Raw genomic sequence first — 22,694 nt, 5'->3', positions numbered from 1 at the left:
CCGGCGGAGCCGGGTGATATCGGGGGTTGACGTGATCTCCATCACGGAAACTATGTGAAGCTTAGAAAGTGATCTTTTATGGAAGAAGGCTTCGGTAAGTTGTGTGCCTTAACAGCGAAACTGCATGTTTTGTGCGTTTTCTGCGCTAGCGGCGGGGCGCTGCCCGGATGCGGATCCCGTTGAGGCTTCCGCGGCCCTCATCCCTGGCCGCTCCGCTGCGGGCCAGGGGCCGGTCCTCGGCCCTGATCACCCAGATCCTGCTGGCCTCGCTGTCGCTGCTGCTGCTGACGGTGGTCCTGGGCGGGTTCCTTTTTACGCTCATCAGCAACCAGACCCTGGACCGGCAGTACCAGTTGCGCGCCCTGGGCATTGCGACCACCACGGCGCAGATGCCGGAGATCCGCTCCGCGCTGGCGGCCGGGGATCCCAAACATGTCATTGACGGGCTGGCCCGGGAGATCGCGTCGGCCGCCCAGCCGGCCTACGTGGTGGTTTCGGACCGCGACGGCGTCCGCTTCTCACACCCCGACCCCGGCCTCATCGGCCGGAGACTGGAGGAGCCCGTTGCCGTGCTCGACGGCGACACCCACGTGGGATTCGACCCGGGAAGCCTCGGCATGTCGGCCAACGCCAAAGCCCCCATCTTCGGGCCGACGGGTTCGGTCATCGGCCAGGTGTCCGTGGGAATTGCCGAAACCAAGGTTCTGGACAACCAGGTCCAGAACATCTGGCTGATCGTCGGGTTCTCCGCGCTGGTCCTGGCCCTGGGGGTCGGCGGCTCCCTGTTGCTGTCCCGCCGGATCAAGCGCGTCACGTTCAACATTGAACCCGCCGAGATCGCCTCCCTGTTGCAGGAGCGTGAGGCCCTCCTGCACGGAATCCGCGAGGCCGTCGTCGGCGTCGACGACGACGGCAAGGTGACAGTGATCAACGGGGAGGCCCGGCGGCTGCTGCACATCGACGGGACGGCGCTGGGACGGCCGGTCGCGGACCTCGTTCCGGAGGGGCGGCTGCGGGACCTCCTCACCGGCAAACTCTCGGGCGCCGACCAGGTGGCACTGACGGAGGAGTCCCTGCTGGTGGTCAACCGGATGCCGGTTTCGACCGCCGGGCGGAGCATCGGGTCGGTGGTGACGCTGCGGGACCGGACGGAAATCGAGGGCCTGGTCCGCGACCTGCACTCCATCCAGGGCTTGATGGAGGCCATGCGCGCCCTGGAGCACGAGTACGCCAACCGGCTCCACATTGTTGACGGGCTGCTGGAGATGGGCGACGTGGATCAGGCAAGGAGCTACGTCTCGCAGATTTCGTCGATGTCCAAATCACTCGGCGAGGGGCTGCGGGCCCGGATCGCGCCGCCGGAGCTCGCCGCCCTCCTGCTCGCCAAGATCACGGTGGCGGCCGAGCACGATGTGCTGGTGGAGGTGACGGCCGAGTCCCGGCTGGAGCGCCCCCAGGTGGACCAGGGGGAGCTGCTGACCATCGTCGGCAACCTTCTGGACAATGCCGTGGACGCGCTGGCAAACACACCGCGGCCGCGCCTGGTGACGGTACAGTTTGACGACACCGACGGCGTGTTCATCGCGGTGCGTGACAACGGCGCGGGCGTCCCCCTGGACAAGATTGACCAGGTGGTGGTGGACGGCTATTCCACCAAGGATCCGCGGCCGGGCATGCGCCGCGGCATCGGGCTGGCGCTGGTGCGAAGGATCGTCCACCGGGCGGGGGGAACCTTGGATGTGTTCCCCGGCCCCGGCGGCAATTTCGAGGTGTGGCTGCCGGCAGGGGCGAGCATTGCAGACGAGGACAGGAGCGCTGACGTTGATCAAAACATTGGTGGTTGACGACGACTTCCGGGTCGCCGGGATCCACGCCGCCCGCGTTGCCCGGGTGGACGGTTTCGAGTGCGTCGGCCAGGTCACCAGCGCGGCCGCGGCGCGGGAGGCCATCACGCGCCTCAACCCGGACCTGCTCCTGCTGGACGTCCACCTCCCGGACGAGGACGGGCTGTCCCTGCTGCGCTCGCTGCAGGCGGCCGGGACCCCGGTTGACTGCATCATCGTGACCGCCGCCCAGGACCTGGCCACGGTCAAGTCAGCGATGAGCAGCGGGGCGGTCTACTATCTCGTCAAACCGTTCACCTTCGACCGGCTCCGAACCCAACTCGAGGCCTACCGGAAGTGGCGGCAGGAGCTCGATTCCGTGTCCACCGCCAACCAGGCCACCGTTGACAGTCTCTACAACGCGCGCTCGGCCGGGGTGCGGGCGACCGCCCCGGGTCCCCGGCTGCAGCCGACCATGCAGAAAGCCCTCGACGCCGTCCGGGCCGCCGGGGGCCCGATCGGCGCGGCCGAAATCGCCGACCAGCTCGGCGTCAGCCGTCCGACGGCCCAGCGCTACCTCAGCGCCCTCGAACGGAAGGGCCTTCTCCTCCTCGACCTCACGTACGGCACCACCGGACGGCCGCTGAACTCCTACAGCGTGCCGTAGCCGAGAGGGCGGCCCTGTCGCTCGCAGCTCGCGCTCCACACAAAAACGCCACCCGGCATCGGCCGGGTGGCGTTTCTGTGTGGGATTAGGTGCCGGCGCTAGTGGCGGCCGCCGTCGTCCTCTTTGGTGATGGAGGCGACCGCACCGGTTTGTTCGTTGAGCAGGACCTTGCCCGGGCGCTGCTTATGGAAGTCGAACATCGCGTTCACCGAGCCGGCTGCGGCGTCGGCGGAGGCGTCGCCGATCTGGCCGGTCTGCCAGTTCTCCTCGATGAAGCGCAGGATGGAGGCCTGGTCGGTCTGAGTGTGGTCAACGAAGTTCTTCTTGGCGTAGGGGGAAATGACCACCAGCGGCTGGCGCGGGCCGGGGCCGCAGCGGTCCGCGTAGCCGCCGGCCATCGGAACGCCGCTGGCAGCGGCCTTCTGGCCCCACTCGGCGTCGTCGGCCGTGTTGGAGGAGTTCTTCACCTTGGCCGCGGCGTGGTCGTACCAGCCATCCGAGTCGTCGTAGGCGAGCACCACGGCGGTGTCCTCCCAGTTCTTGGACTTCTGGATCTGGTTCACGGTCCTGGTGACGAAGTTCTGCTCATCGACCGGGTCCGAGTAGGCGGCGTGGCCGTCCTGGTACATGCCGGCCTTCAGGAAGGACACCGCAGGCATGTTGTCCGTGTTGACCACCTTGTTGAAGTCGGTGAGGTCGTACTGGTGGTTCGCCTGGCCGTTGTGGCCGATCTCCGCGTCCGACGCCGGGGCCAGGTGGTGCGGGTTGGCGGTGGAGGCGTAGTACTGGAAAGGCTGGTGGTGCGGGGAGTAGTCCACTACGCTGGCGCCGGCGGCGTTGGTGTGGCTGGACAGGCACGACGCCGGGGCGGTGCCGGTGGCGGGGGCGGTGGGGGTGAAGCCGCCCTGGAACCAGCCCCAGGAGGTGCCCTTCGCGTTGAGCAGATCGCCGATGTTCTTCCCGTTCATGCCTGCCAGGTTGTTGGTCTTGGCGTGGCTGCTGTTGGAGCAGTCGTCATAAACCGGATCGGGATCGTTGATGACCGTGCCTACGCCGTTCGCGTCGGGCTGGCGCACGGTGTAGTCGCTGGCCGCCGGCGTGACGGGCTGCCCCGCGGCGGTGAACTCGCTGGCGCCGTGGGTCTGCCCGGAAACCAGGTTCAGCGCGCCGGGGGTGGAGGGGCCAAAGACGGTGCTGAAGTGGCTGTCGCTCATGGCGTAGTTCTGGGCGTAGTTCCAGATCCCCGTGACAGTGTTTCCGTCGTAGTAATCCATGGTGAGCCCGTTGCGGCCATACTGGTTGGTGCCGCAGGCGTCCCGGCTGGTGTACTCGACGAACTTGTCCATCAGGCCGCCGTTGTACGCCTTCTGCTCGGCGCCGTAGTTGTGGTCCTGGTCGCAGGTGACCGCCTGGGCGGGGGAGAGCCGCGAGGGCTGGACCGCGTTGGGGTTGTTCGGAGCCAGGAGCCCCGCGGTGGCCAGTGTGTCGATCTTCTTGGGCGTGTTCTTGGCCGCGGTGAAGGCGGCTGCCTTCGTGCCGCTGCCCTGCTGGGTTTCGCCGGGGATGTTGGCGGCCTTCGGGTAGGTGGCGAAGTAGTGGTCGAAGGAGACGTTCTCCTGGAAGATCACCACCACGTGCTTGATCGGAGTGGCCGTGCGGGCGTGGTCCGTGCCGCTGGCGGCTGTGGGGCCGGCAGCTGCGGGGCCGGCGCCGCGGGGCCTGCGCCGACCAGGCCGGCGGCCAGGGCTGAGGCCGCGAGGGCGGTGGCGCAGGCGGCGGAGGCGACGCGGCACCGGGTGATGCGTGGGGCTGGACGAGACATGGGGGTATCCAATCGTTCCTGTGCTGGGGCCGTTACTTGGTGGCTGCCGCGGTGGGCGCGGTGGCTTCGTAGGTGAGGATTTCGGTGCCGTTGCCTTCATCGCCGTTATCGGGCGCCACCTTCAGGGTGAGGTGGTTGCCTTCGGCGGTCATTTTGAAGGGGTTCCGGGTGGCGACGTGGCCGGCAGTGGACCACTGCTGGAACGGCACGTCGCGGATCACGCTGCGGGACTTGAGGTCGATCATGGCCATCCCGCCGAGTTCGTAGGTGGCGCCGGTGCCGCCGGCCGCCGGTGTCTGCGGGAGGTTGGTGATGCCGCCGCAGAGCATCTTGGAGGCCGGCACGTACTGGCAGTCCTGGTAGTCGATGAAGTAGTCGGTGTTCTGCCACGTGGAGAGCTGGCGGCCGCGCAGGTCCCATTCGGCGAAGCGCCGCGAGCCCCAGGTGTTGCCGACGAAGTGGCCGGTCTGCTTATCCATCACGATGCCGCCGAAGTGGTCCTTGACCTCGAACTGCTTGTGCACCGCGAGGGTGCTGGCGTCCACGCGGTAGACGATCGCGCTGCTGTTGGGACGGTACTGGGCCACCGGGACCCAGACGTTGGTGCCGTCGAAGTCGATGCCGCCGGGGTGGTACATGTCGCCCTCGCCCAGGATGATGTCCTTCTGCAGCTTTCCGGCCTTGTCCATCACGAACAGGTGGCCGATGCCCTTGCCGGGGGTGCGGTCGTAGCCGCCCTGCGGGGCCGGGAACTTCTTGGTCGGCTCGATGATCTGCACCGACGACAGGAAGATGTGGTCCTGGCTGAAGGCGATTCCCTCGGTGTGGTAGGTGGGGAAATCCAGCTTCAATTTGCTGGTCTGCTGCCAGTTGGTGGACCGGTCCACGCCGTTGAACGCCGCGGCCAGGGCGGAGTCCGTCCCGCGGGTGGGGGCGGCGCCGTTTCCGCCGTTCTGGCCGGTGGTACCGGCGGCCTGGGCGGCAGCTGTGCCGCCGATTGCGGACGCTGCCAGGAGAATGGCGGCGGCGGCCGTGAGGATGCCTCGGGTGCGGGTCGCGCTCATGGGGGGAGCCTCTCAGGGGATGTCAAATAGGACCCCGCCAACTTACTGGCCGGTAATTAACCGGTTGTGGCTCCCAGATGAACAGCAGGGGACACTCTCCATGTGACGCAGCTCACGTCGGCTTCACCGTGACGTTTCCTCTCCCGGCCCCGTCTTACCCAAGGCCGGTTCAGCTCCAGCAGATCATTGCAGCGGTGGGCCGCCTCACGGTGAAGGCCCGGATCGGCGTCGGGGCGAGCCGCCCGGCCCCCGACGTCACCAGGGCAGTGGCCGGCGCAGTCCGGCAGTACCTCGGCCCGCGGCCGTGCACCGTCGAGATCACTGTGGTGCAGATCGGCGGCTAGGATCCCGGGGCTGCGAGGGTGCCGTGGGCGCCAGAAACGCGACGACGACGGCGGGAAGCTCCCGCCGTCGTCGTGGTGTTGCTGGGGGTTGGTGCCGTTAAGCGGAGGCCGAACCCAGATCGGCTGCGCCGTTGCTCAGGCTGAGCGTGAAGGTGTTCGGCCCGCTGGCGTGCACCGCGATGTTGGACTTCGCGGTGTTGTGGCGGACGGAGAGGTCGTGGATCAGGGTGTCCAGCTCGTGGTGCATCGTGGAGCGGTCCCAGAGCTTGTGGGTGACAGCGTGGGTGGCAGTTTCAAACGTCATTGTTCAGTGCTTCCATTCATGAATCCGGGTGTCCGGCTGCCGCACCGATGCGGAGCCGCCGTAGTCCACACCGGGAACGCCGGAGACCATGGGCAGCTCTATGAGCTCACCGGTTTGGCCTCGTTGCGTCCACCAGGATGGGCCCCCGCGGGCTTCGGGCGCGGGGCGTCGAAGCTCGTTTGGGGGCGGTGCGGGCCGGGAGCTCTCGCTTCCGGCTGCCTTTTTATGATGCACAGCGGGCGGCTGGCGACTCAAGCCGGAGGACGATTATTGCTGGTGAGACTGGTCACAGCCGGCCCGGATGCCGCCCCCCGACGGCCCGCTACTTGGCCGCGGGGGACTGGAGTTGGGCGGCGGTCAGCTTCATCCACGGCGAGTCCGGGGCGCCCTCAAGCATGGCCTGGGGGCTGTCCGACTGCGTCCACCATTTGGCCTCGAACGCGTAGCCGTCGAACAGGATCCGTGACCCGCGCTTGTAGACGGTGGCAGCAGACCACTCCGGGTAGGTGCCGGCGGCGACCGTGGTCCGGGGGCTGGGGCGGTCGCCGGGCAATACCGGGCCGATGAGCTTCCACGGGACCGTGGCGCCCTGGTCGACGGGGTTGTCCGGACTGTCGCCCTGCGTCCACCACTTGGCTTCGTAAACGTTGCCGTGCCACACCGTGCGGTCGCCGCCGACGTACCGTGCGGTCTCGCTCCACACGGGGTAGGGGCTGGTGGACGGGTCGTCGGTCGCCGTGGGGGTGGCGGAGGCGGCCGTCAGCTGCGGAACGGCCGATGCCGTGGGAATGACGTCGGCGCCCAGGACCGTGGCGAAAAGGGCGTCGCCCTGCTGGATGCCGCTGCAGCTGTCGGAAACCTTGGCGACGTCCGGGTAGTTGCTGCCGCAGGTCCGGTCGCGGTTGAGCGACCACATGGACACCCGGCCCACGCCCTTCGCTTTGGCGTAGGCATTCAGGGATGCGGCGTCGTCGAGCGTGAAAATTTCCCCGGGGACATCGTTCTGCCCAATCATCGGGGTGAGACCCAGCTTGCGCCAGGCGGTGTCGGTGCCCAGGTCCTCGCCGTTTTGCCGGAATAGTGCCTGCAGCTGCGTGTGGGTGGCTTCGGCCGCGGAGATGGAGGCCTGGGACATGGACTGGCCGGGCGCTTTACTCCCGCCAAAGTCCATCGTCATGATGTTCACCCCGGCCACGTCGACGCCGGCGCGGAGGGTCCGGGACACGAGGTCGCGGCCCGCCGCCGTCAGCCCCGCCGGGTCCGCGGGCAGGGTCAGCCACACCTCGAGGCTTTTCCCGCCGTTCCGGCGGTCCTGCTGGAGGGCCGCGACGGCCTTGCCGCGGCGGTCGATCGACGCGGTGTCCGCCAGGGCCGTGCCCTCGACGTCGAGGTCAATGGAGCGCAGGTCGTAGCGTTCCACCACGTCGCGGTAGGCGCCCGCGAGCCTGTCCGGATCGGTGCAGCCGACGGCCAGTTCGCTGTTGCTCTGCCCACCGAAGGACACGGAGACGGCGCCGCCGACCTGGCGGAGCCGGGCGATCCTGCGGTCCAGGTCCAAGTCGGATTCTGCCTGCGTGAGGCTGTATGCGGCCCCCCACGACGGCGAACAAGGGTCAGCTTTGTCCGAAACGATGAAGGAAAGAACGGCGCCCTTGGCTTCGGGGCTGCCCGGGGATTCGAACGCAAACCGCGGTGTGGCCGTGACGTCGACATAACCGGAGAAGACCGACGGAATGGACGACGCCGCGTTGGCGTCCTGGAATGAGCGAAGGCCTAAATACGACCCGCCGGTGAGGGCGAGAAGAACAATTACCAGAATTCCGAGCCGCAATTTAGAGAGGCGGCGCCCGGGAAAGCGGTTCGACACAGATTTACCCCAATACTTGTCCAAGAGTCCTGCTCAACGCCCTGTGCGCGGAATTGCGGCCAAATATGTTGATTCCCGATATTAAGACGAAGCCGGGGTCACGATATGTGGGGTCGTGCGCTTATTATATGGGCAGACCGCACCGCCTAATGACGAGGCCGGCCTGAAGTGTGTCCGCTGGGGGTGCACATGATGCAGATGGGGATTTATGTCCGACCTCCTGGCCGTTTCGCGGCCTGAAGATTCCGCGGCCGACGATCAGGCCACAAAGGTCCGCAAACGGCAATGGGGAGCCGAACGGCGCTCCGAACCGCTGGCCATCGTTCATCCCGAACCATCCCGCCGGAAAATCATCCTCGGACGTGTGGGCATCGTCGTGACGGTCCTTGCGTGGGCTGGCTATGTGGTGACCACCGTGATCAGGGCCCTGATCAACGACCCCACTGCGGGATTCAGGTTCCGGGCGGAAGCCGTCTCCTACGTCATCGTCGTCACCTTCCTGACGTTCTCGGCCCTGATGTACCTGCTGGCACGCCAGGGCGCCCTCAACCGCTTCCGCGACCACCGCAGGGTTCCCCGCGGCGAACTGGACCGTCACTTCACCGATTACACGGATGCCGTCACCGTCCTTGTCCCGTCCTACGCGGAAGAGCCGCAGGTGGTCCGGGCGACGCTCTGGTCCGCGGCCCTGCAGGAGTTCCCGGACCTTTCCGTGGTGTTGCTCCTGGATGACCCGCCGTTCCCGGACAACCCCGATGAGCAGGCACGGCTGCAGGCCACCCGCGACCTCGCCGCCGGCATCACCAGAACCCTCAAGGAGCCGTCGTCCCGCCTGAACGCCGCGAGCGCGGCGTTCAACGAACGCGCCGGCAAGCTCTCAGCAGGGGCGGAACTGCCCGCCCTCATCGAGGAATACGAATACGCGGCCGGCTGGCTTGAGGGCATGGCCGAGGCCGAGCAGGTGGAAGACCACGTCGACGAATTCTTCGTTGACCTGGTGCTGATGGGCCTGGCCCGCGAACTGCGCCTCGTCCTGACCGCGCTCTACGCTGCCCGCGCCCAGCAGACCGCCCCGGAATTGCCGCGCATGCGGGAGCTCTACGCCCGGCTGACCTGGATCTTCAACGTCCGGGTCTCCACCTTCGAGCGCAAGAAGTACGCGAGCCTGTCGCACGAGGCCAACAAGGCCATGAACCTCAACTCCTACCTGAGCCTGATGGGGCACCGGTGGCGGCAGGAACAGACAGCCGATGGAACTGTCCTGCGGCTAGCCGCAGAGCCGCCCGCCAAACCCGCCGCCGAGCCCGCAGCAAAGGCCGCAAAACCCGCCGTCGGGCCCGCCGTCGAACCCGCCGTGGAGTCCGCCGCCGGCGACCTGGTCATCGCCGACAGCACCTACGTCCTGACCCTCGACGCCGACTCGCTGCTGTTGCGGGACTATTGCCTGCGCCTGGTCCACTTCCTGGAATCACCGGGCAACGAGCGGGTGGCCGTGACCCAGACCCCGTACTCCTCCTTCCGCGGCGCCCCCACGCGCATCGAACGCGTTGCCGGAGCCACCACGGACCTGCAGCACATCCAACACCAGGGCATGACGCGCTACGGGGCGACGTTCTGGGTGGGTGCCAACGCCGTGATCCGCAAGGTTGCCCTCGAGGACATTGTGGAGGTCTCCTCCGAGGGTGGCTTCGAGGTCCGGACCTACATCCAGGACCGAACCGTCATTGAGGACACCGAATCCAGCGTGGACCTGGGCCGGGAAGGCTGGGACCTCGTCAACTACCCCGAACGGCTCAGCTACAGCGCCACCCCACCGGACTTCGGTTCCCTGGTGGTGCAGCGGCGGCGTTGGGCCAACGGCGGCCTGCTGATCCTGCCCAAACTCTGGGACACCATCCGGCACCGCCGCGGCCTCGACAAGGACGTCAGGGCCCGAGAAATCATGCTCCGCGTCAATTACATGGCGTCGCTGACCTGGGCCAGCTTCGGGCTCCTCTTCCTGCTGGCCTACCCCTATGACAGCAGGCTCCTCAGCCCGCTGGTCTTCGCCGCCGCGCTGCCCTACTTCCTGGCCATGGGCAGCGATCTGCGCGAGTCCGGGCACCGCTTCAGTGACATCTTCCGGATCTACGGGTTCAACCTGGTGCTGATGCCGGTGAACCTCGCCGGAGTACTGAAATCACTCCAGCAGGCCCTGACCGGTGACAAGATTCCGTTCGCCCGCACGCCCAAGGTCAAGGACCGGACGGCCGCCCCCGCGATCTATGTGATCGCGCCATACGCGATCGTCGCTTTCTCGCTGTTCACGGTCTGGCGTGATGTCCTGCAGCAAAACTGGACCAACGCGGCGTTCGCGGCCTTCAACGCGGTTATGGCCGCGTACGCCATCCGCGCCTACATGGGGATCCGGAACTCAATCGTCGATATCTTCCTGGGCGTGCTGAATTGGCTTTACGTCAAGCCGAAAGCCGCCGCGCCCGCACCTCCGCAGATCATCCCGAAGGCGCCGGAGGAGATTAACTGGGAGTCGATTCTGTACCACGGCGACCGCCGCCTCAACCGCGACCTCCGCGGTAAAGAAGACCGCCGTAAGAGGGCCGGGGTGAAGTGACGGCCCTATTTATGACAGGGTCGCTGCCGTGTTGACAAGGTGCCCGGCTTTGGCACGTTTAGAATGGGCCAAATGACGCCCGAACCACTCCTTGCCGCAGACGGTAAAAACGCCCTGCGCATTAGTGGCGGCATCCTCGAGTCGGTGTGGGTGCCCGGCTCCTTTGTCGACGTCAGCGATGCCCGCGATGCCATGCGCGCAACCAAACAACTCTGCCAGGGCAGGCAAGTGCCGATGCTCTCCGAAATGACCGACGTCGTCATCAGCGCCGCGGCCCGTTACGAGTTCGCCAAATCAGCAGACGTTATTGCCATCGCCGTCCTCGGATCGAGTGCGGTGGACCGTGTGGTGGCGGCCGCCACCAGCCGGGACACCAAGTATCCGCACGAATTCTTCACGTCCCGCGAAGCGGCCATGGCCTGGCTGGGCGCCTTTGTCCGCGGCGGGAACCCGGCGGATGCGCTCCACCTGCAGCCTGCCTCCACTACGCCCTAGGCGGTCTTCCGGCGGACTGCTAGTCTCCCCGTAAGAGGGGAAGCGGCAGTAGCGGCGAGGGAATCAGCATGACGGTTGCCCGGATCCAGGTTGACCAGCGTGTGATCGGAATCGACTCACGGCGCTTCGCCTCGGTGGAGAAGGCGCTGGTGGAACTGATCACCAACAGCGACGACAGCTACGCCCGGGCGGAAAACGCCGGAGCCGCGGTGCCGGGCCGGATCACCGTGGGCTACGAACGCCATCACACCGGGGCCGTGCTGACGGTCAGCGACCAGGCGGAGGGCATGTCCTTTGGGCAGGCCCGGCGGATCCTCAGCTACGGCGGCGCCCACAGTCCCCTGGCCCGCGGTGAAGGCGACGGCCGCGGCTACTTCGGCCGGGGCCTCAAGCAGGCCATCTTCGGGCTGGGGCACGGCTGGATCGAGACCATCCAGTCCGGCCGCTTCACCCGCATCGACGTCTTCCGGGGCGATAACGGCGGGTATCTTTACGACGACGGCGGGGAGGACCGCCGTGCCTACCCCGCCGACTACGCCCGGCTCGGGGTACCGGAGGCCCCTGCCGGCAGCGGCACCCGCGTAACGGTGGTGGTGGACAACCCCCGCGCCCGGATCACGCAGTACAACACCTTGCTGCAGTCCCTGTCCGCCAACTTCTACTTGCGCGCCGTCCTGGGCCGCCGGACAGTGGACCTGGAACACGGACAGCCCGGCTCCACGGAGCACCACACCCGGCAGGTCCGCTTCCTGGAACCGCCGGCGGAGGTGCTGCTCGGGCCGGACCGGCCCGGAACCGTCAGCTTCGACGGCGCGGACTACCCCTTCACCCTGACCCTGAAGCGGGCCGCGGACACCGAACTGACTCTCAGCGGGGACGAACGGACCAACGGCCTGGTGGTCCTGTCCGGGAAAGCTGTCCTCGACTGCCAGCTCTTCGCCTTCGAAAACCAGGTGGGGACCGAGTACCTGTTCGGCGAGGTGTCCTGTGATGCGCTGACGGGGATGCTGGGGCGGGGCCGGGCGATCATCAGCGACGAACGGGAGGGCCTGAATCCCCGGGACGCCTTCGTCGCCGCGTTCTCGGAAGCCGTCAGCGCGATGATTGCCGGCGCGGTCCAGGCTGAGAAGGAGAAACTAACGCACCTGGAGCGGGCCACCACGTCCGGCCGCACCGCGGACATGATCGAGCATCTCCTGCGGCACATGAGCGAGGCCGCCGTCGTCGACCTCGGGCTGGCAACGTCCCCGCCGCCCGGGACGGGCCCGGCGGCGGGGGACCAGCCCGCGGCGCTGCGCTTCACCACGCCCTTCTACTACCGCCCGCCGGGCCATCCGTTCCACGTGTCGCTGCTTTTTGATGCCGCCCAACTGCCCGACGGCGCGACCCTGACCTTCGAGGCCGAACTGCCCGCCTCCGTGCGGATCGAACCGGTCCCGGTACCGGTCGACGTCGGCACGCTGGGCGCAGCGGACCGGCTCGAATGGGCGGTGACGGGGGAACGGCCCGGGGACCGGGGTGAGCTCACCGCCCGGGCCGGCGACTTCTGGGCGCTGTGCGAGATCGTCATTGCCGAGCACGCGTCGCACCATGGTGCCGGCCAGGGTCCGCACGGAGCCGGGGGAGGACCGGACGCGCTGGGAGCCACGGCGCCGCTGCGGGAGGCGGCGCACAATCACAAGGCACACAGGCCGACCCGGGACCACGGCGTCGACCTCTTCACCGGCTACGAGTTCCGCAGCCTGCACAACAGTGCCGACCGTGCCGTCTACAGCCCGGGCGAACGCAAGGTCATCATCAACACCGCCGCCCCCACCGTCCAGCTCTACGTCGATGGCCGCGGGCGGTTCCGGGATTCAGCCCGGCTGCTGCTGGCCGAGCTCTTCCTGGACGTCATTGCGGACGAGCTCGCCCGGCGGCACACCGAGCAGCACGGCCGGCCCGGGGATCTCGAGGCCTTCAAGGCGGCCAAACGCGACATCATCCGCCGGTACGGCAGCGACATCCACCGCTCGTTCCTGGGGTGAGCGGGCTCTTTCGGAGACCCCTTGACACCCCTGAGCGGAGGCCATATTCTACAACCAAATGGTTGTAGATCAGTGGAGTGATGAAGACGTCGACCGCCTCTTCCAGGCGTTTGCCGACACGACCCGTCGCGACATTGTGCGCCGCGTGACCGTGGCAGAGTTCTCGGTCTCCGGGCTTGCTGCGCTCTATGCCATGAGTTTCGCCGCCGTCCAGAAACATGTGGCGGTGCTGGAACGCGCTTCCCTGGTGACCAAGGAGAAGCGCGGAAGGGAGCAGATTGTGCGGGCCAGCCACGAGGGACTGCGAAGGGCCCGCAAGCTGCTCGATGAGTACGAGGTCATCTGGCGGCAGCGGACCGATAGGATCGCCGATTTGCTCGCCGACGGAAATCTTCATTCCGGCCAGCCAGTGGCCCGGAAGGCAGAAGACAGCGAAGCAGGGGAATAGGAAGGGTTGGACATGACCGTTACGAGTTCAGTCAAGAACCTTGAGGCATTGAGCCTCAGCATCGTCGCCGAGTTCGACGCGGGCGTCGAGCGCGTCTGGCAGATCTGGGAGGATCCGCGCCAATTGGAGCGCTGGTGGGGCCCGCCCACCTGGCCCGCCACTTTCGAGAAGCACGACTTCGTTCCCGGCGGCGAGGCCAGCTACTACATGACCGGGCCCGGCGGGGAGAAGGCCCGCGGCTGGTGGCGTTTCGTCGCCGTTGAGGCCCCGCACCGCCTTGAGTTCGACGACGGGTTTTCGGATGACAACGGGGATCCCGTGGCCGAGATGGGAACCATCCACGGCGTCGTGACGCTCGAGCCGATCGGTGACCGGACCCGGATGACCGTCCTTTCCACCTTCGAAAACGAGGACCAGATGGAGAAGATTGTCGCCATGGGCATGGAGGAAGGCATGAAGGAAGCGCTCGGCCAGGTGGACGCCATTCTTGCCGAGCACGTCAACGCCTAAACTGCGGCGGACGACGACGGCGGTGCAGCGCCGTCGTCGTCGCCTTGCGCCGCCCAGGACGCTGGCGTCGGCCTAGTTGTTCAGGGCCGCGTACAGGTTGAGGCTGGCCGAGAACACCAGCCACGAAACGTAGGGCAGCATCAGTAACCCGGCGGCGGTGCTGATCGGCCCGAAATGCAGGACGGCGAAGGTCGCAATCACGGCGTGGGCAGCGATCACCAGCAGCGCCAGCCACAGGGCGGCCGCCCCCAACATCGGGTACATGCCGAAGAACATTAGCGGCCACGACAGATTCAGCAGCAACAGGCCGGCGTAGACCCTCAGTGCCGTCCGGCGCGGGTAGCGCTGCTGCCGCCACACGAGCCACGCGGCCACGGCCATGGCCGCGTACAGCGCCAGCCAGATAGAGCTGAACATCCACCCTGGCGGGGTCCACGAGGCTTTGTCCGCGGCCGCGTACCAGGCGCCGTTGGTCCTGATCGGCAGCGAGGCCAGCAACGAGACGGCCCAGGACGCCACCAGGAAGCCGGCCAGCGCTGCGATTTGCTTCGGTAGCGGGCGGGCGCCGGGGGCAACGGTGCCCGGGGCCATTTGATCAACGTTCAAGAGCACTGACTTACTGTGGACAACCGAAGGCCCCCGCGTCAAACTGCGACGGCGGGACGTGCGGCGGGCGCCAGGCGCGCAATGACGGCATAGGTAAGGCCTCCGTTGGTAAATCCGGAAGCTCGCAGGTACGTTGCAGTGGCGGTGTTGTTTCCGCTGGTCAGCCGCACGGGTGGGGGAGTCCGTGATTCGCCCCGGCCGGCAGTTCGCGAAATGATGTGGGCATGGAGCATACGGACCAGCAACCCTGGGTGAAGAACTACCAGCCCGGCGTCCCTGCGGAGATTGACCTGCCCACGGAATCGCTGGTGGCCATGCTGGAGCACTCCGTTGCCGAGGCCGGAAGCGCCCCGGCGCTGGAATTCTTCGGCCGCCGGACCAGCTACACGGAGCTGGGCGAGCAGGTTGACCGGGCCGCTGAGGGGCTTCGCCGGCTGGGCGTCCGGGCCGGCGACCGGGTGGCCCTGATCCTGCCGAACTGCCCCCAGCACGTGGTGGCGTTCTACGCGGTGCTGCGCCTGGGCGCCGTCGTGGTTGAACACAACCCGCTGTACACCTCCCGCGAGCTGCGCCACCAGTTCGAGGACCACCAGGCGCGTGTGGTGATCGTCTGGGACAAGGCCGCGGCTGCTATCCGGGAGTTCCCGGCCGACGTCGAGATCGACCACGTGGTCTCGGTGAACCTGCTCGAGGCGTTCCCCGCCGCCAAGCGCCTCGCCCTGGGCCTGCCGGTGAAGAAGCTGCGCAGCACCCGGGAGTCCCTGACCGCCCCCGCCCCGGGCACCATGCCGTGGAAGGAACTCCTGGGCCACGGTCGGATCGACCCGTCGCACCCGCGGCCGGCGGTGGAGGACCTCGCGGCGATCCAGTACACCTCAGGCACCACCGGCAGGCCCAAGGGTGCGATGCTGACGCACTTCAACCTGTACGCCAACGCGCTGCAGGGCGAGGCGTGGATGGCCGGCGCGGAGTACCGCAAGGAAATCTTCTACGCGATCCTGCCGATGTTCCACGCCTTCGGCATGACCCTCTACCTGACCTACGGCATCCGCAAACAGGCCCTGCTGGTCCTGTTCCCCAAATTCGATCCGAACCTGGTGCTGGCCGCGATGAAGAAGTCGCCGGCTACGGTGTACTGCGCCGTCCCGCCGATCTACGAGCGCACGGCCATGGCCGCGAAGGAGAAGGGCATCTCGCTGCGGTCCTGCAAGTACTGCATCTCCGGGGCCATGAACCTGCCGGACCACGTGGTGGAGCTCTGGGAGTCAGTCTCCGGCGGCCTGCTGGTGGAGGGCTACGGCATGACCGAATCCTCCCCGGTGGCGCTGGGCAACCCGTTCCATCCCACCCGCCGCACCGGAACCATCGGAGTGCCGTTCCCGTCCACGCTGATGAAGGTGGTCGACGTCGAAGTCCCCTCAACGGAGGTTCCGCAGGGCCAGCCGGGCGAGCTCCTGATCAAGGGCCCGCAGGTCTTCCAGGGCTACTGGAACAACCCGGACGAGACCGCGAAAACCCTCACCGCCGACGGCTGGCTGCGCACCGGGGACGTGGTGACCGTGGACGCGGACGGCTTCACCACCGTGGTGGACCGCGCCAAGGAACTCATCATCACCGGCGGGTTCAACGTCTCGCCCACCGAGGTGGAGGCCGTGCTGCGGCTGCACCCGGACATCAGGGACGCCGCCGTCGTCGGCAAACCCCTGGAGCGCGGCGGCGAACTGGTGGTGGCCGCCGTCGAACTCGAGCCGGGAACCGAGCTGGACGAGGAAGCCCTGCGCCGATACTGCCGCGAGCACCTGGCCGGGTACAAGGTCCCGCGCCGGATTGTCACGATCGAGGACCTGCCGCGCTCCATGCTGGGCAAGATCCTCCGGAAACAGGTCCGCGAACAAGTCCTGCCGGGCCTCTAAGAATGGCTTCGCCAACAGCGGTCGATTTCACCTCCGGCGTCCCCCGGCCCGGTGACCTGGAGGTGGCCTGGATTCACGGCTCCGAGTCCGCGATGCACAATACGGACCCGGAGATCCAGGTCCACGCCTACGATGATCACACGTTCATCCTGCGGCAGAACATGGCGGTGAATTACGAGGCGCCATTTATGTTCCTGCTCTTCGGCAACACCCGCGCCGTGCTGATCGACACCGGCGCCACAGCCTCGGCGGATTTCTTCCCGCTCCGCCGCGTCATTGACGGTCTCATCGACACCTGGCTGACCGCCCACCCCCGCCCCGGCTACGGGCTCCTGGTCCTGCACACCCACCCGCACGGAGACCACGTGGCGGGCGACTCACAGTTCACCGGCCGGCCCCGGACCCAGGTGGTGGACGCCGGGCTGGATTCCGCCTGGGCATACTTTGGCTTCACGGACGACGACGGCGGTCCGGCTGAGGTGGACCTCGGCGGCCGGGTACTGCGGTGCTGGCCCAGCCCCGGCCACCACCGCGCTGCAGTCACCTTCTACGACCCGTACACCGGGTTCCTGCTCACCGGGGACACCGTCTACCCGGGCCGGCTCTACATCCATGACTGGCCGGCCTTCGTCCGCAGCATCGACGGGCTCCTGCGCTTCTGCGCCGACCACCCGGTCAGCCACGTGCTGGGCTGCCACATCGAGATGGCTGGGGAGCCGGGCGTCGACTACCCCGTCCTGACCACCTACCAGCCCGATGAACCGCCACTGCAGATGAGTGTGGACCAACTCCGCGAGCTTCGCGAGGCAATGGACGTGGTGGGCGGCCGGCCCGGCCGCCACGCGTTTCCCGGCTTCGTGATCTGCCTCGACGGGGACTAAGCGCCCCGCGAGTAGGCACTTCACGGCAAATGTTTGCGCAAAGCACTGCCGCGAACTGCACTTTCGGCGGGCCGGCCGACCTGCGCATACTGGAAGCCGATCCCGGATTTCCGGGCGGCCGAGACGGCTGAGAGGGCGGTGGCCATGAGTGGCGGGGAAGGCTCGGCGTTCCGGCGCCGGGTGGAGCGTGCGGCCGAACTGCGCTCCATCCGCGCCAGCGGCAGCACGGTGCAGGAAAACGACGAGGTCAGCGCCGCCGAGGAAGAACTCCGGCAAAAGCGCGCCGGCGTGGACGAAGCCGCCCGCGCCGACTACCTGGTCCGTGACGCCATGGCGCAGGGAAAGTTCGACAACCTCAAATACGCGGGCAAGCCCATCCCCGGGCTGGGCGAGGCCTACGACCCTGACTGGTGGGTGAAGGGGCTGCTCCAACGCGAGAACATCACCGGGCTTGGCCCGACGGCGATCCTGCTGCGCGGCGAGGATGCCGGACTGGACGCCCGCCTCGACGCCCAGTTCTCGGAGGCGCAGGTGCGGGAGCTCCTCACGGACTTCAATACCCGCGTCATTGACGCCCGCCGGCAGCTGCAGGGCGGGCCACCCGTCACCACCAAAACACGGGATGTCGACGCCGAGGTGGCACTCTGGCGTGAGCGGCGGGCGGCAGCGGCCGACGTCGTCGTGCCCGAGCCGGAAGCCCGGCGCCCCTGGTGGCGCCGGCTCCGGACGCGCAGGCCCTAAGGCCGCCTGGTTTGGCCGGGAGGTCAGACGGTGCGGGGCGCCTTCGCGAGGTTCTCGCGCAGTTCGGCGGCGTTCTGCCGGACCACGTAGGCCGGACGGTCACGTTCCACGCGCCAGCTTTCGGACAGCGGGCCGATGTTGACGGTGTCGAAGCCGAATTCGTCGTAGAGCCGCGTGACAAGCTCGGCAGCCTCGGGATAGTCGCTGGCGGTGGCCAGTGCGCGGCGGTTGACCGTTCCTGCGGGAGTGCCGTCAGTGGTGATCTGGGCGGCCATGATGTGGTTGAAGCCCTTGGCGACCTTGGACTGAGAAAGGTGTTCCTGCAGGAGCCCGGAGGTGGTGGCCTCACCGTTGTCCAGGGCCGGGAAGCGGCCGTCGCGCTCCCAGTAGTAGTTGTTGGTGTCGATCACGGTCTTGCCGGCCAGCGGTTCCGCCGGGAGCTCCTTGATGTTCTTCAACGGCACCGTGACGACGGCGAAATCGCCCGCCGCGGCTGCCTCGGCCGCGGTGACCGCACGAGCGTGCGGGCCCAGTTCGGCGACAAGGTCCGCCAGGGTTTCCGGTCCCCGGGAGTTGCTGATCGCGACGTCGTAGCCCAGTTCCACGGCCTTCCGTGCGAGCTGGCTGCCAATGTGTCCTGCACCGATGATTCCGATAGTTGTCATACCCGGGCTAACGGCAGGACGGCCGGGGATATTTCACAGACCGGGTCCGGGCCGGAGTTCAGGGGTGCAGCCAGTCCTGTTCGAAGTCCGGGTGCTCGAGGTAGGGCAGGGCCAGGGCCTGCAGCGAGCGTTCCATCCAGTCCAGAGACCGGGGTGCCCAATGGGTCTCCTGAAGCGAGTCGCTGACCATGGCTGCCAGGGCGGACTGCCTGGCTGCCTCCACGACGCCGATCAGCCGCCGCTTCGCCTCGCATTCGAGAAGCAGCCGCTGCTCGTACCATTCGCCCGACTTGGAGACCGTCCGGCTGCTGAGGAGCGTCCGGGCTGCGGCCTCGTCCTCGGAAATGCGTTCGGACAAAAACTCGACAATGTCCACACAGCCGAGGGTACGCGCGGCGGCCCGGCTTGGCATTACCCGGACAGGCTGTTCCGGGTTCAGACCGCGCTTATCCCGGGCTTCTTCCGCGCCGCACGGACTCAACGCCTAGCGGCTGCCGGGCGGGGATTTAGCCGAGGAGTTCGTCCTCGTAGCACCAGCGCCAGTCCTCGCCCGGCTCGATGCTGCGCATCACCGGGTGGCCCGTGGCATCGAAATGCTTGGAGGCGTGGGTACCGGGGGAGGAGTCGCAGCAGCCCACGGTTCCGCAGGCCAGGCACATCCGGAGGTGGACCGGCGTCGTACCCTCCCGGCGGCAATCCGCGCAGAAGGGCTCGGACGGCGGCAGCGGATCCGGTGCGGATTCGAGGTGTCCGCACACGCCGCCCGGCCGGGCGATGCCCTCGCCGCCGCCCTCAGCGGCGGTGTCCAGCTCGTCCAGTGCGACGTCGAGCATGGACTCTTCAACGTCCAGCCGGTCCAGGACCTCGCTGAGGACCTCGTGGGCGTATTCGCCGCCGCGGCGCAGTTCCAGCACCTTGGCCCGTTCCGCGTCCAGCATGGCCATCCGGAGCTTGGCGTAGCGCTGGCTGGGGGTCGCGGCCTCCGAGCTGGGCCGGCCCAGGCGTTCCCAGGCGGCGAGGCCCCGCTCCTGGGTGCGCCGCTTGAGCATGGCCACCACCTCCGGCGGGTCGTCGTCGGTGCGCAGTTCCTGCAGCCGCGCCACTCCGGCGGCGGTCGCCAGTTGCATCAGGGAGGCCTGGTTCAGGGCGTCCTCGCGCCGGTCGGGGCCCTGCATCCGCAGCAGGCGCACCAGCGTGGGCAGGGTGAAGCCCTGCAGCGTCAGCGTCCCGCCGACCACCACCATGGCGGCGAGGATCAGCACGGACCGGTGCTCCAGGTCCGCGGGGAGCACAAGAACCGCGGCCAGCGTCACCACCCCGCGCATCCCCGCCCAGGACACGATCGCCGCGAACTGCCACGGCGGGGCAGGGTCGGCCCGCTGCACGGCCGGGATCAGCCGCGGCAGGTACGTCGCCGGGAACACCCAGACCGGCCGCAGCAGCAGGACCGCCAGCAGGATCACGGAGCAGCCCGCCCAGATCCGGCCGGCGCCGAGGGAGTCGTCCTGGACACCCTCGATAATGGTCCGGACCTGGAGCCCGATCAGCAGGAACACGGAGTTCTCCAGCAGGAACTGCACCGTGTTCCAGTTGCTGCGCTGGCTCAACCGGGCGGCGCCGTTTGGCATGGACGGCGCTTTGGTCCCCATAACGAGTCCGGTGACGACGACGGCCAGGACGCCGGATGCGTGGATTGCCTCGGCCGGAAGGTAGGCGACGAACGGCGCCATCAACGACGTCGAGGTGTTGATCGCGACGTTGCGGATCCGCTTGCGCAGCTCGGTCAGCACGTAGGCGGCGGCCAGCCCTACCACCAGTCCGCCGCCGGCCGCGAGCAGGAAACCGCCCGCGATGCCGGCCGCGGACACCGTCCCGGCGATCGCGGCGATGGCGGCCCGGAGGCAGACCAGGGCGGTGGCGTCGTTGACCAGGGACTCGCCCTCGAGGATGGTGACGATCCGGCGGGGCATACCCACTTTCCGGGCGATCGCGGTAGCGGCGACGGCGTCAGGCGGGGCCACGACTGCGCCGAGGGCAATGGCGGCCGCCAGCGGGATCTCGGGGAACAGCCACCAGACCACCAGGCCAACGGTGATGGTTCCGAAGATCACGTAACCCACCGAGAGCAGGCTGATGGCGCGCCGGTTGGAGCCGAAGTCGAAGAGCGAGGTCCGCAGCGCGGCGGCGTAGAGCAGCGGCGGCAGCAGCCCCACGAGGACCAGTTCCGGGTTCAGCTCAATGGGCGGGATGAAGGGGAGGAAGGAACCCGCGACGCCGGCCAGCACCAGCAGCAGGGGGACGGAAATGTTGAGTTTCCGGCCCAGCGCGCTTCCGGCGCATACGACGGCCACGAGGACCAGCAGTCCGAGGGCGAGTTCCATAAGGCCATTCTGTCAGGCGGCGCCGCGGGCCCGGTGCCGGGCAGTGCCGGCGGTGCTAGGCGAAGCTGTCTTCCTTCACGTGCTCGGGCGCTGCGTGGGGTGTGGCGGTCCGGACGGCGGTTCCGTGGACGGGGGTGTTGGCCTGGTGGTGGCCGAAGGGGTTGAAGCGGCTGTGCGCGAGGCCGTCGAATTCATAGGCGGTCTCCGCGTGCTCGGAGCGGTCCACCCCGGCCACCTCGGCCTCGTGGCTGACGCGGAAGCCCATGGTCTTGTGGATGGCGAGCCCGATGACCGCCGTCGCCAGCCCGGAGAGGGCGACCGTGATCAGCACGGCAACGGTCTGAGCCACCAGCTGGTGCAGCCCGCCGCCGTAGAAGAGGCCGCCGCCGTGCCCGTCCACCGGCAGGGCGATGAGGCCCAGTGCCAGGGTTCCGACCAGGCCTCCGCCGAGGTGGACGCCGACGACGTCGAGCGAGTCATCGAAGCCGAATTTGAACTTCAGGTCCACGAAGACGCAGCACGCGGCGCCTGCCACCAGGCCCAGGCCGACGGCGGCCAGCGGGCTGATGTTGGCGCAGGACGGGGTGATCGCGACCAGGCCGGCCACGACGCCGGAGGCCGCGCCGAGGGACGTGGGGTGGCCGTGGCGGATCTTCTCGACCACGAGCCAGGACAGCATGGCCGCGGCCGGGGCGGCGAGGGTGTTGATCCAGATCAGGCCCGCCTGCTCCACGGTGGTCGCGGTGCCGGCGTTGAAGCCGAACCAGCCGAACCACAGCACTCCGGCACCGAGCATAACGAACGGGATGTTGTGCGGGCGGTGGGCCGGATCCTTGCCGAAGCCGTGACGGTTGCCCAGGATGAAGACCAGCACGAGGGCCGCGGTGCCGGAGCTGATCTCCACGACGGTGCCTCCGGCGAAGTCGATGACCTGGCCGAAGACCGAGCTGACGGCGCCGCCGGCGCTCATCAGGCCGCCACCCCAGACCATGTAGGCCAGCGGGCAGTAGACCGCGGTGATCCAGAGCGGGACGAAGAGTGCCCACGCGGTGAACTTGGCACGGTCAGCGATGGCGCCGCTGATCAGGGCGACGGTGATAATGGCGAAAGTTGCGCTGAAGGCGGCTTTGAGGAGCTCGGGGGAGCCCATGAGCCGGCTCAGTCCCGCGGTGGCGAACGGGTCCCCGAAGATGCCGAGGACGCCCTTGCCTGTGGTCATCGAGTAGCCCCAGAGGACCCAGACCACACCGACGATGCCGGCCGAGACGAAGCTCATCATGATCATGTTCAGTGAGGCCTTGGCCCGCGTCATGCCGCCGTAAAAGAGGCCGAGTGCCGGGGTCATCAGCAGCACGAGGGCCGTGGAGACCATGATCCAGATGTTTCCCGCGGTGAGTTCCACCTGCGTGTCCCTTCTCAACAAATTCGCTGTACCGGGACACCTCGCCGCCGGCCCCCAACCGGGTTTAATCTTCGCCGGGCAGTGTTTCAGGCAGTCGGGACCTGCGTTGCGGGGACGTTACAG

The 22,694-nt window shown here is 67.8% G+C and carries 20 protein-coding genes; 11 read left to right on the top strand and 9 right to left on the bottom strand.

Going from position 1 to position 22,694, the window contains the following annotated elements; genetic code table 11:
• Positions 1 to 167: 167 nt before the first annotated feature.
• Positions 168 to 1,844: an ATP-binding protein gene (locus AC1DBE_RS05480; protein ID WP_476969857.1), complete on the top strand. Its 1,677-nt coding sequence runs from the start codon at positions 168 to 170 to the stop codon at positions 1,842 to 1,844.
• Entirely contained in the window at positions 1,822 to 2,490 is a 669-nt protein-coding gene (locus tag AC1DBE_RS05475; protein ID WP_476969856.1) for a response regulator, read from the top strand. Before AC1DBE_RS05480 ends, AC1DBE_RS05475 begins: the two co-directional genes overlap by 23 nt.
• A 98-nt stretch (positions 2,491 to 2,588) precedes the next feature.
• Here the strand turns inward: AC1DBE_RS05475 and AC1DBE_RS05470 are convergent, their stop codons facing one another.
• Complete coding sequence (locus tag AC1DBE_RS05470) at positions 2,589 to 4,118, bottom strand: phospholipase C (RefSeq protein WP_476969855.1); 1,530 nt, start codon at positions 4,116 to 4,118, stop codon at positions 2,589 to 2,591.
• 226 nt (positions 4,119 to 4,344) lie between these two features.
• Positions 4,345 to 5,376, bottom strand: coding sequence for a DUF6454 family protein (locus tag AC1DBE_RS05465; protein ID WP_476969854.1), 1,032 nt, complete (start codon positions 5,374 to 5,376; stop codon positions 4,345 to 4,347).
• Between the two features lie 194 nt (positions 5,377 to 5,570).
• Here AC1DBE_RS05465 and AC1DBE_RS05460 point away from each other — a divergent pair, with 194 nt between their 5' ends.
• Entirely contained in the window at positions 5,571 to 5,720 is a 150-nt protein-coding gene (locus AC1DBE_RS05460) for a hypothetical protein (RefSeq protein ID WP_476969853.1), read from the top strand.
• A gap of 97 nt (positions 5,721 to 5,817) precedes the next feature.
• Here AC1DBE_RS05460 and AC1DBE_RS05455 read toward each other — a convergent pair whose 3' ends face one another.
• Together AC1DBE_RS05455 and AC1DBE_RS05450 are read right to left on the bottom strand one after the other, a co-directional pair.
• The gene (locus AC1DBE_RS05455; RefSeq protein ID WP_476880205.1) at positions 5,818 to 6,024 is read right to left on the bottom strand and encodes a hypothetical protein; all 207 of its coding nucleotides are present in this window, start codon (positions 6,022 to 6,024) and stop codon (positions 5,818 to 5,820) included.
• Between the two features lie 322 nt (positions 6,025 to 6,346).
• Entirely contained in the window at positions 6,347 to 7,855 is a 1,509-nt protein-coding gene (locus tag AC1DBE_RS05450) for a chitinase (protein WP_476903194.1), read from the bottom strand.
• 244 nt (positions 7,856 to 8,099) lie between these two features.
• Here AC1DBE_RS05450 and AC1DBE_RS05445 point away from each other — a divergent pair, with 244 nt between their 5' ends.
• The 5 genes from AC1DBE_RS05445 to AC1DBE_RS05425 all read left to right on the top strand — a co-directional run bounded on the left by AC1DBE_RS05445 (position 8,100) and on the right by AC1DBE_RS05425 (position 13,982).
• Positions 8,100 to 10,502, top strand: coding sequence for a glycosyltransferase family 2 protein (locus tag AC1DBE_RS05445; RefSeq protein ID WP_476969852.1), 2,403 nt, complete (start codon positions 8,100 to 8,102; stop codon positions 10,500 to 10,502).
• 72 nt (positions 10,503 to 10,574) lie between these two features.
• Positions 10,575 to 10,997 (top strand): DUF7793 family protein, encoded by a 423-nt coding sequence (locus AC1DBE_RS05440; RefSeq protein WP_476879040.1) that lies wholly within the window; start codon positions 10,575 to 10,577, stop codon positions 10,995 to 10,997.
• 68 nt (positions 10,998 to 11,065) lie between these two features.
• Entirely contained in the window at positions 11,066 to 13,024 is a 1,959-nt protein-coding gene (locus tag AC1DBE_RS05435; RefSeq protein ID WP_476969851.1) for an ATP-binding protein, read from the top strand.
• A 58-nt stretch (positions 13,025 to 13,082) separates the two neighbouring features.
• Positions 13,083 to 13,472: an ArsR/SmtB family transcription factor gene (locus AC1DBE_RS05430; protein ID WP_476969850.1), complete on the top strand. Its 390-nt coding sequence runs from the start codon at positions 13,083 to 13,085 to the stop codon at positions 13,470 to 13,472.
• Between the two features lie 12 nt (positions 13,473 to 13,484).
• Positions 13,485 to 13,982: an SRPBCC family protein gene (locus tag AC1DBE_RS05425; RefSeq protein WP_476969849.1), complete on the top strand. Its 498-nt coding sequence runs from the start codon at positions 13,485 to 13,487 to the stop codon at positions 13,980 to 13,982.
• Between the two features lie 72 nt (positions 13,983 to 14,054).
• Here the strand turns inward: AC1DBE_RS05425 and AC1DBE_RS05420 are convergent, their stop codons facing one another.
• Positions 14,055 to 14,594, bottom strand: coding sequence for a TspO/MBR family protein (locus AC1DBE_RS05420; RefSeq protein WP_476969848.1), 540 nt, complete (start codon positions 14,592 to 14,594; stop codon positions 14,055 to 14,057).
• A 218-nt stretch (positions 14,595 to 14,812) separates the two neighbouring features.
• On the opposite strand from AC1DBE_RS05420, the gene AC1DBE_RS05415 reads away from it, so the two are divergent.
• From AC1DBE_RS05415 to AC1DBE_RS05405, 3 genes are all read left to right on the top strand, one after another.
• Positions 14,813 to 16,501: a long-chain-fatty-acid--CoA ligase gene (locus tag AC1DBE_RS05415; RefSeq protein WP_476969847.1), complete on the top strand. Its 1,689-nt coding sequence runs from the start codon at positions 14,813 to 14,815 to the stop codon at positions 16,499 to 16,501.
• 2 nt (positions 16,502 to 16,503) lie between these two features.
• Positions 16,504 to 17,382 (top strand): MBL fold metallo-hydrolase, encoded by an 879-nt coding sequence (locus tag AC1DBE_RS05410; RefSeq protein ID WP_476969846.1) that lies wholly within the window; start codon positions 16,504 to 16,506, stop codon positions 17,380 to 17,382.
• 144 nt (positions 17,383 to 17,526) lie between these two features.
• Entirely contained in the window at positions 17,527 to 18,123 is a 597-nt protein-coding gene (locus AC1DBE_RS05405) for a DnaJ family domain-containing protein (RefSeq protein WP_476969845.1), read from the top strand.
• Positions 18,124 to 18,146: 23 nt separating this feature from the next.
• Here AC1DBE_RS05405 and AC1DBE_RS05400 read toward each other — a convergent pair whose 3' ends face one another.
• From AC1DBE_RS05400 to AC1DBE_RS05385, 4 genes are all read right to left on the bottom strand, one after another.
• The gene (locus AC1DBE_RS05400; RefSeq protein WP_476969844.1) at positions 18,147 to 18,788 is read right to left on the bottom strand and encodes an NADPH-dependent F420 reductase; all 642 of its coding nucleotides are present in this window, start codon (positions 18,786 to 18,788) and stop codon (positions 18,147 to 18,149) included.
• Between the two features lie 58 nt (positions 18,789 to 18,846).
• Positions 18,847 to 19,164 carry a DUF6221 family protein gene (locus AC1DBE_RS05395; RefSeq protein WP_476969843.1) on the bottom strand — a complete coding sequence of 106 codons (318 nt, stop codon included), beginning with the start codon at positions 19,162 to 19,164 and terminating at the stop codon, positions 18,847 to 18,849.
• Between the two features lie 130 nt (positions 19,165 to 19,294).
• Positions 19,295 to 21,169 (bottom strand): Na+/H+ antiporter, encoded by a 1,875-nt coding sequence (locus AC1DBE_RS05390; RefSeq protein ID WP_476969842.1) that lies wholly within the window; start codon positions 21,167 to 21,169, stop codon positions 19,295 to 19,297.
• Between the two features lie 55 nt (positions 21,170 to 21,224).
• Entirely contained in the window at positions 21,225 to 22,571 is a 1,347-nt protein-coding gene (locus AC1DBE_RS05385; RefSeq protein ID WP_476969841.1) for an ammonium transporter, read from the bottom strand.
• Positions 22,572 to 22,694: the final 123 nt, after the last annotated feature.

The sequence above is a fragment of the Arthrobacter sp. 10T416 genome (genome assembly GCF_056394165.1).
Note: the sequence above shows the minus strand (reverse complement) of the source record. Positions and strands in the feature narration are given on the sequence as shown.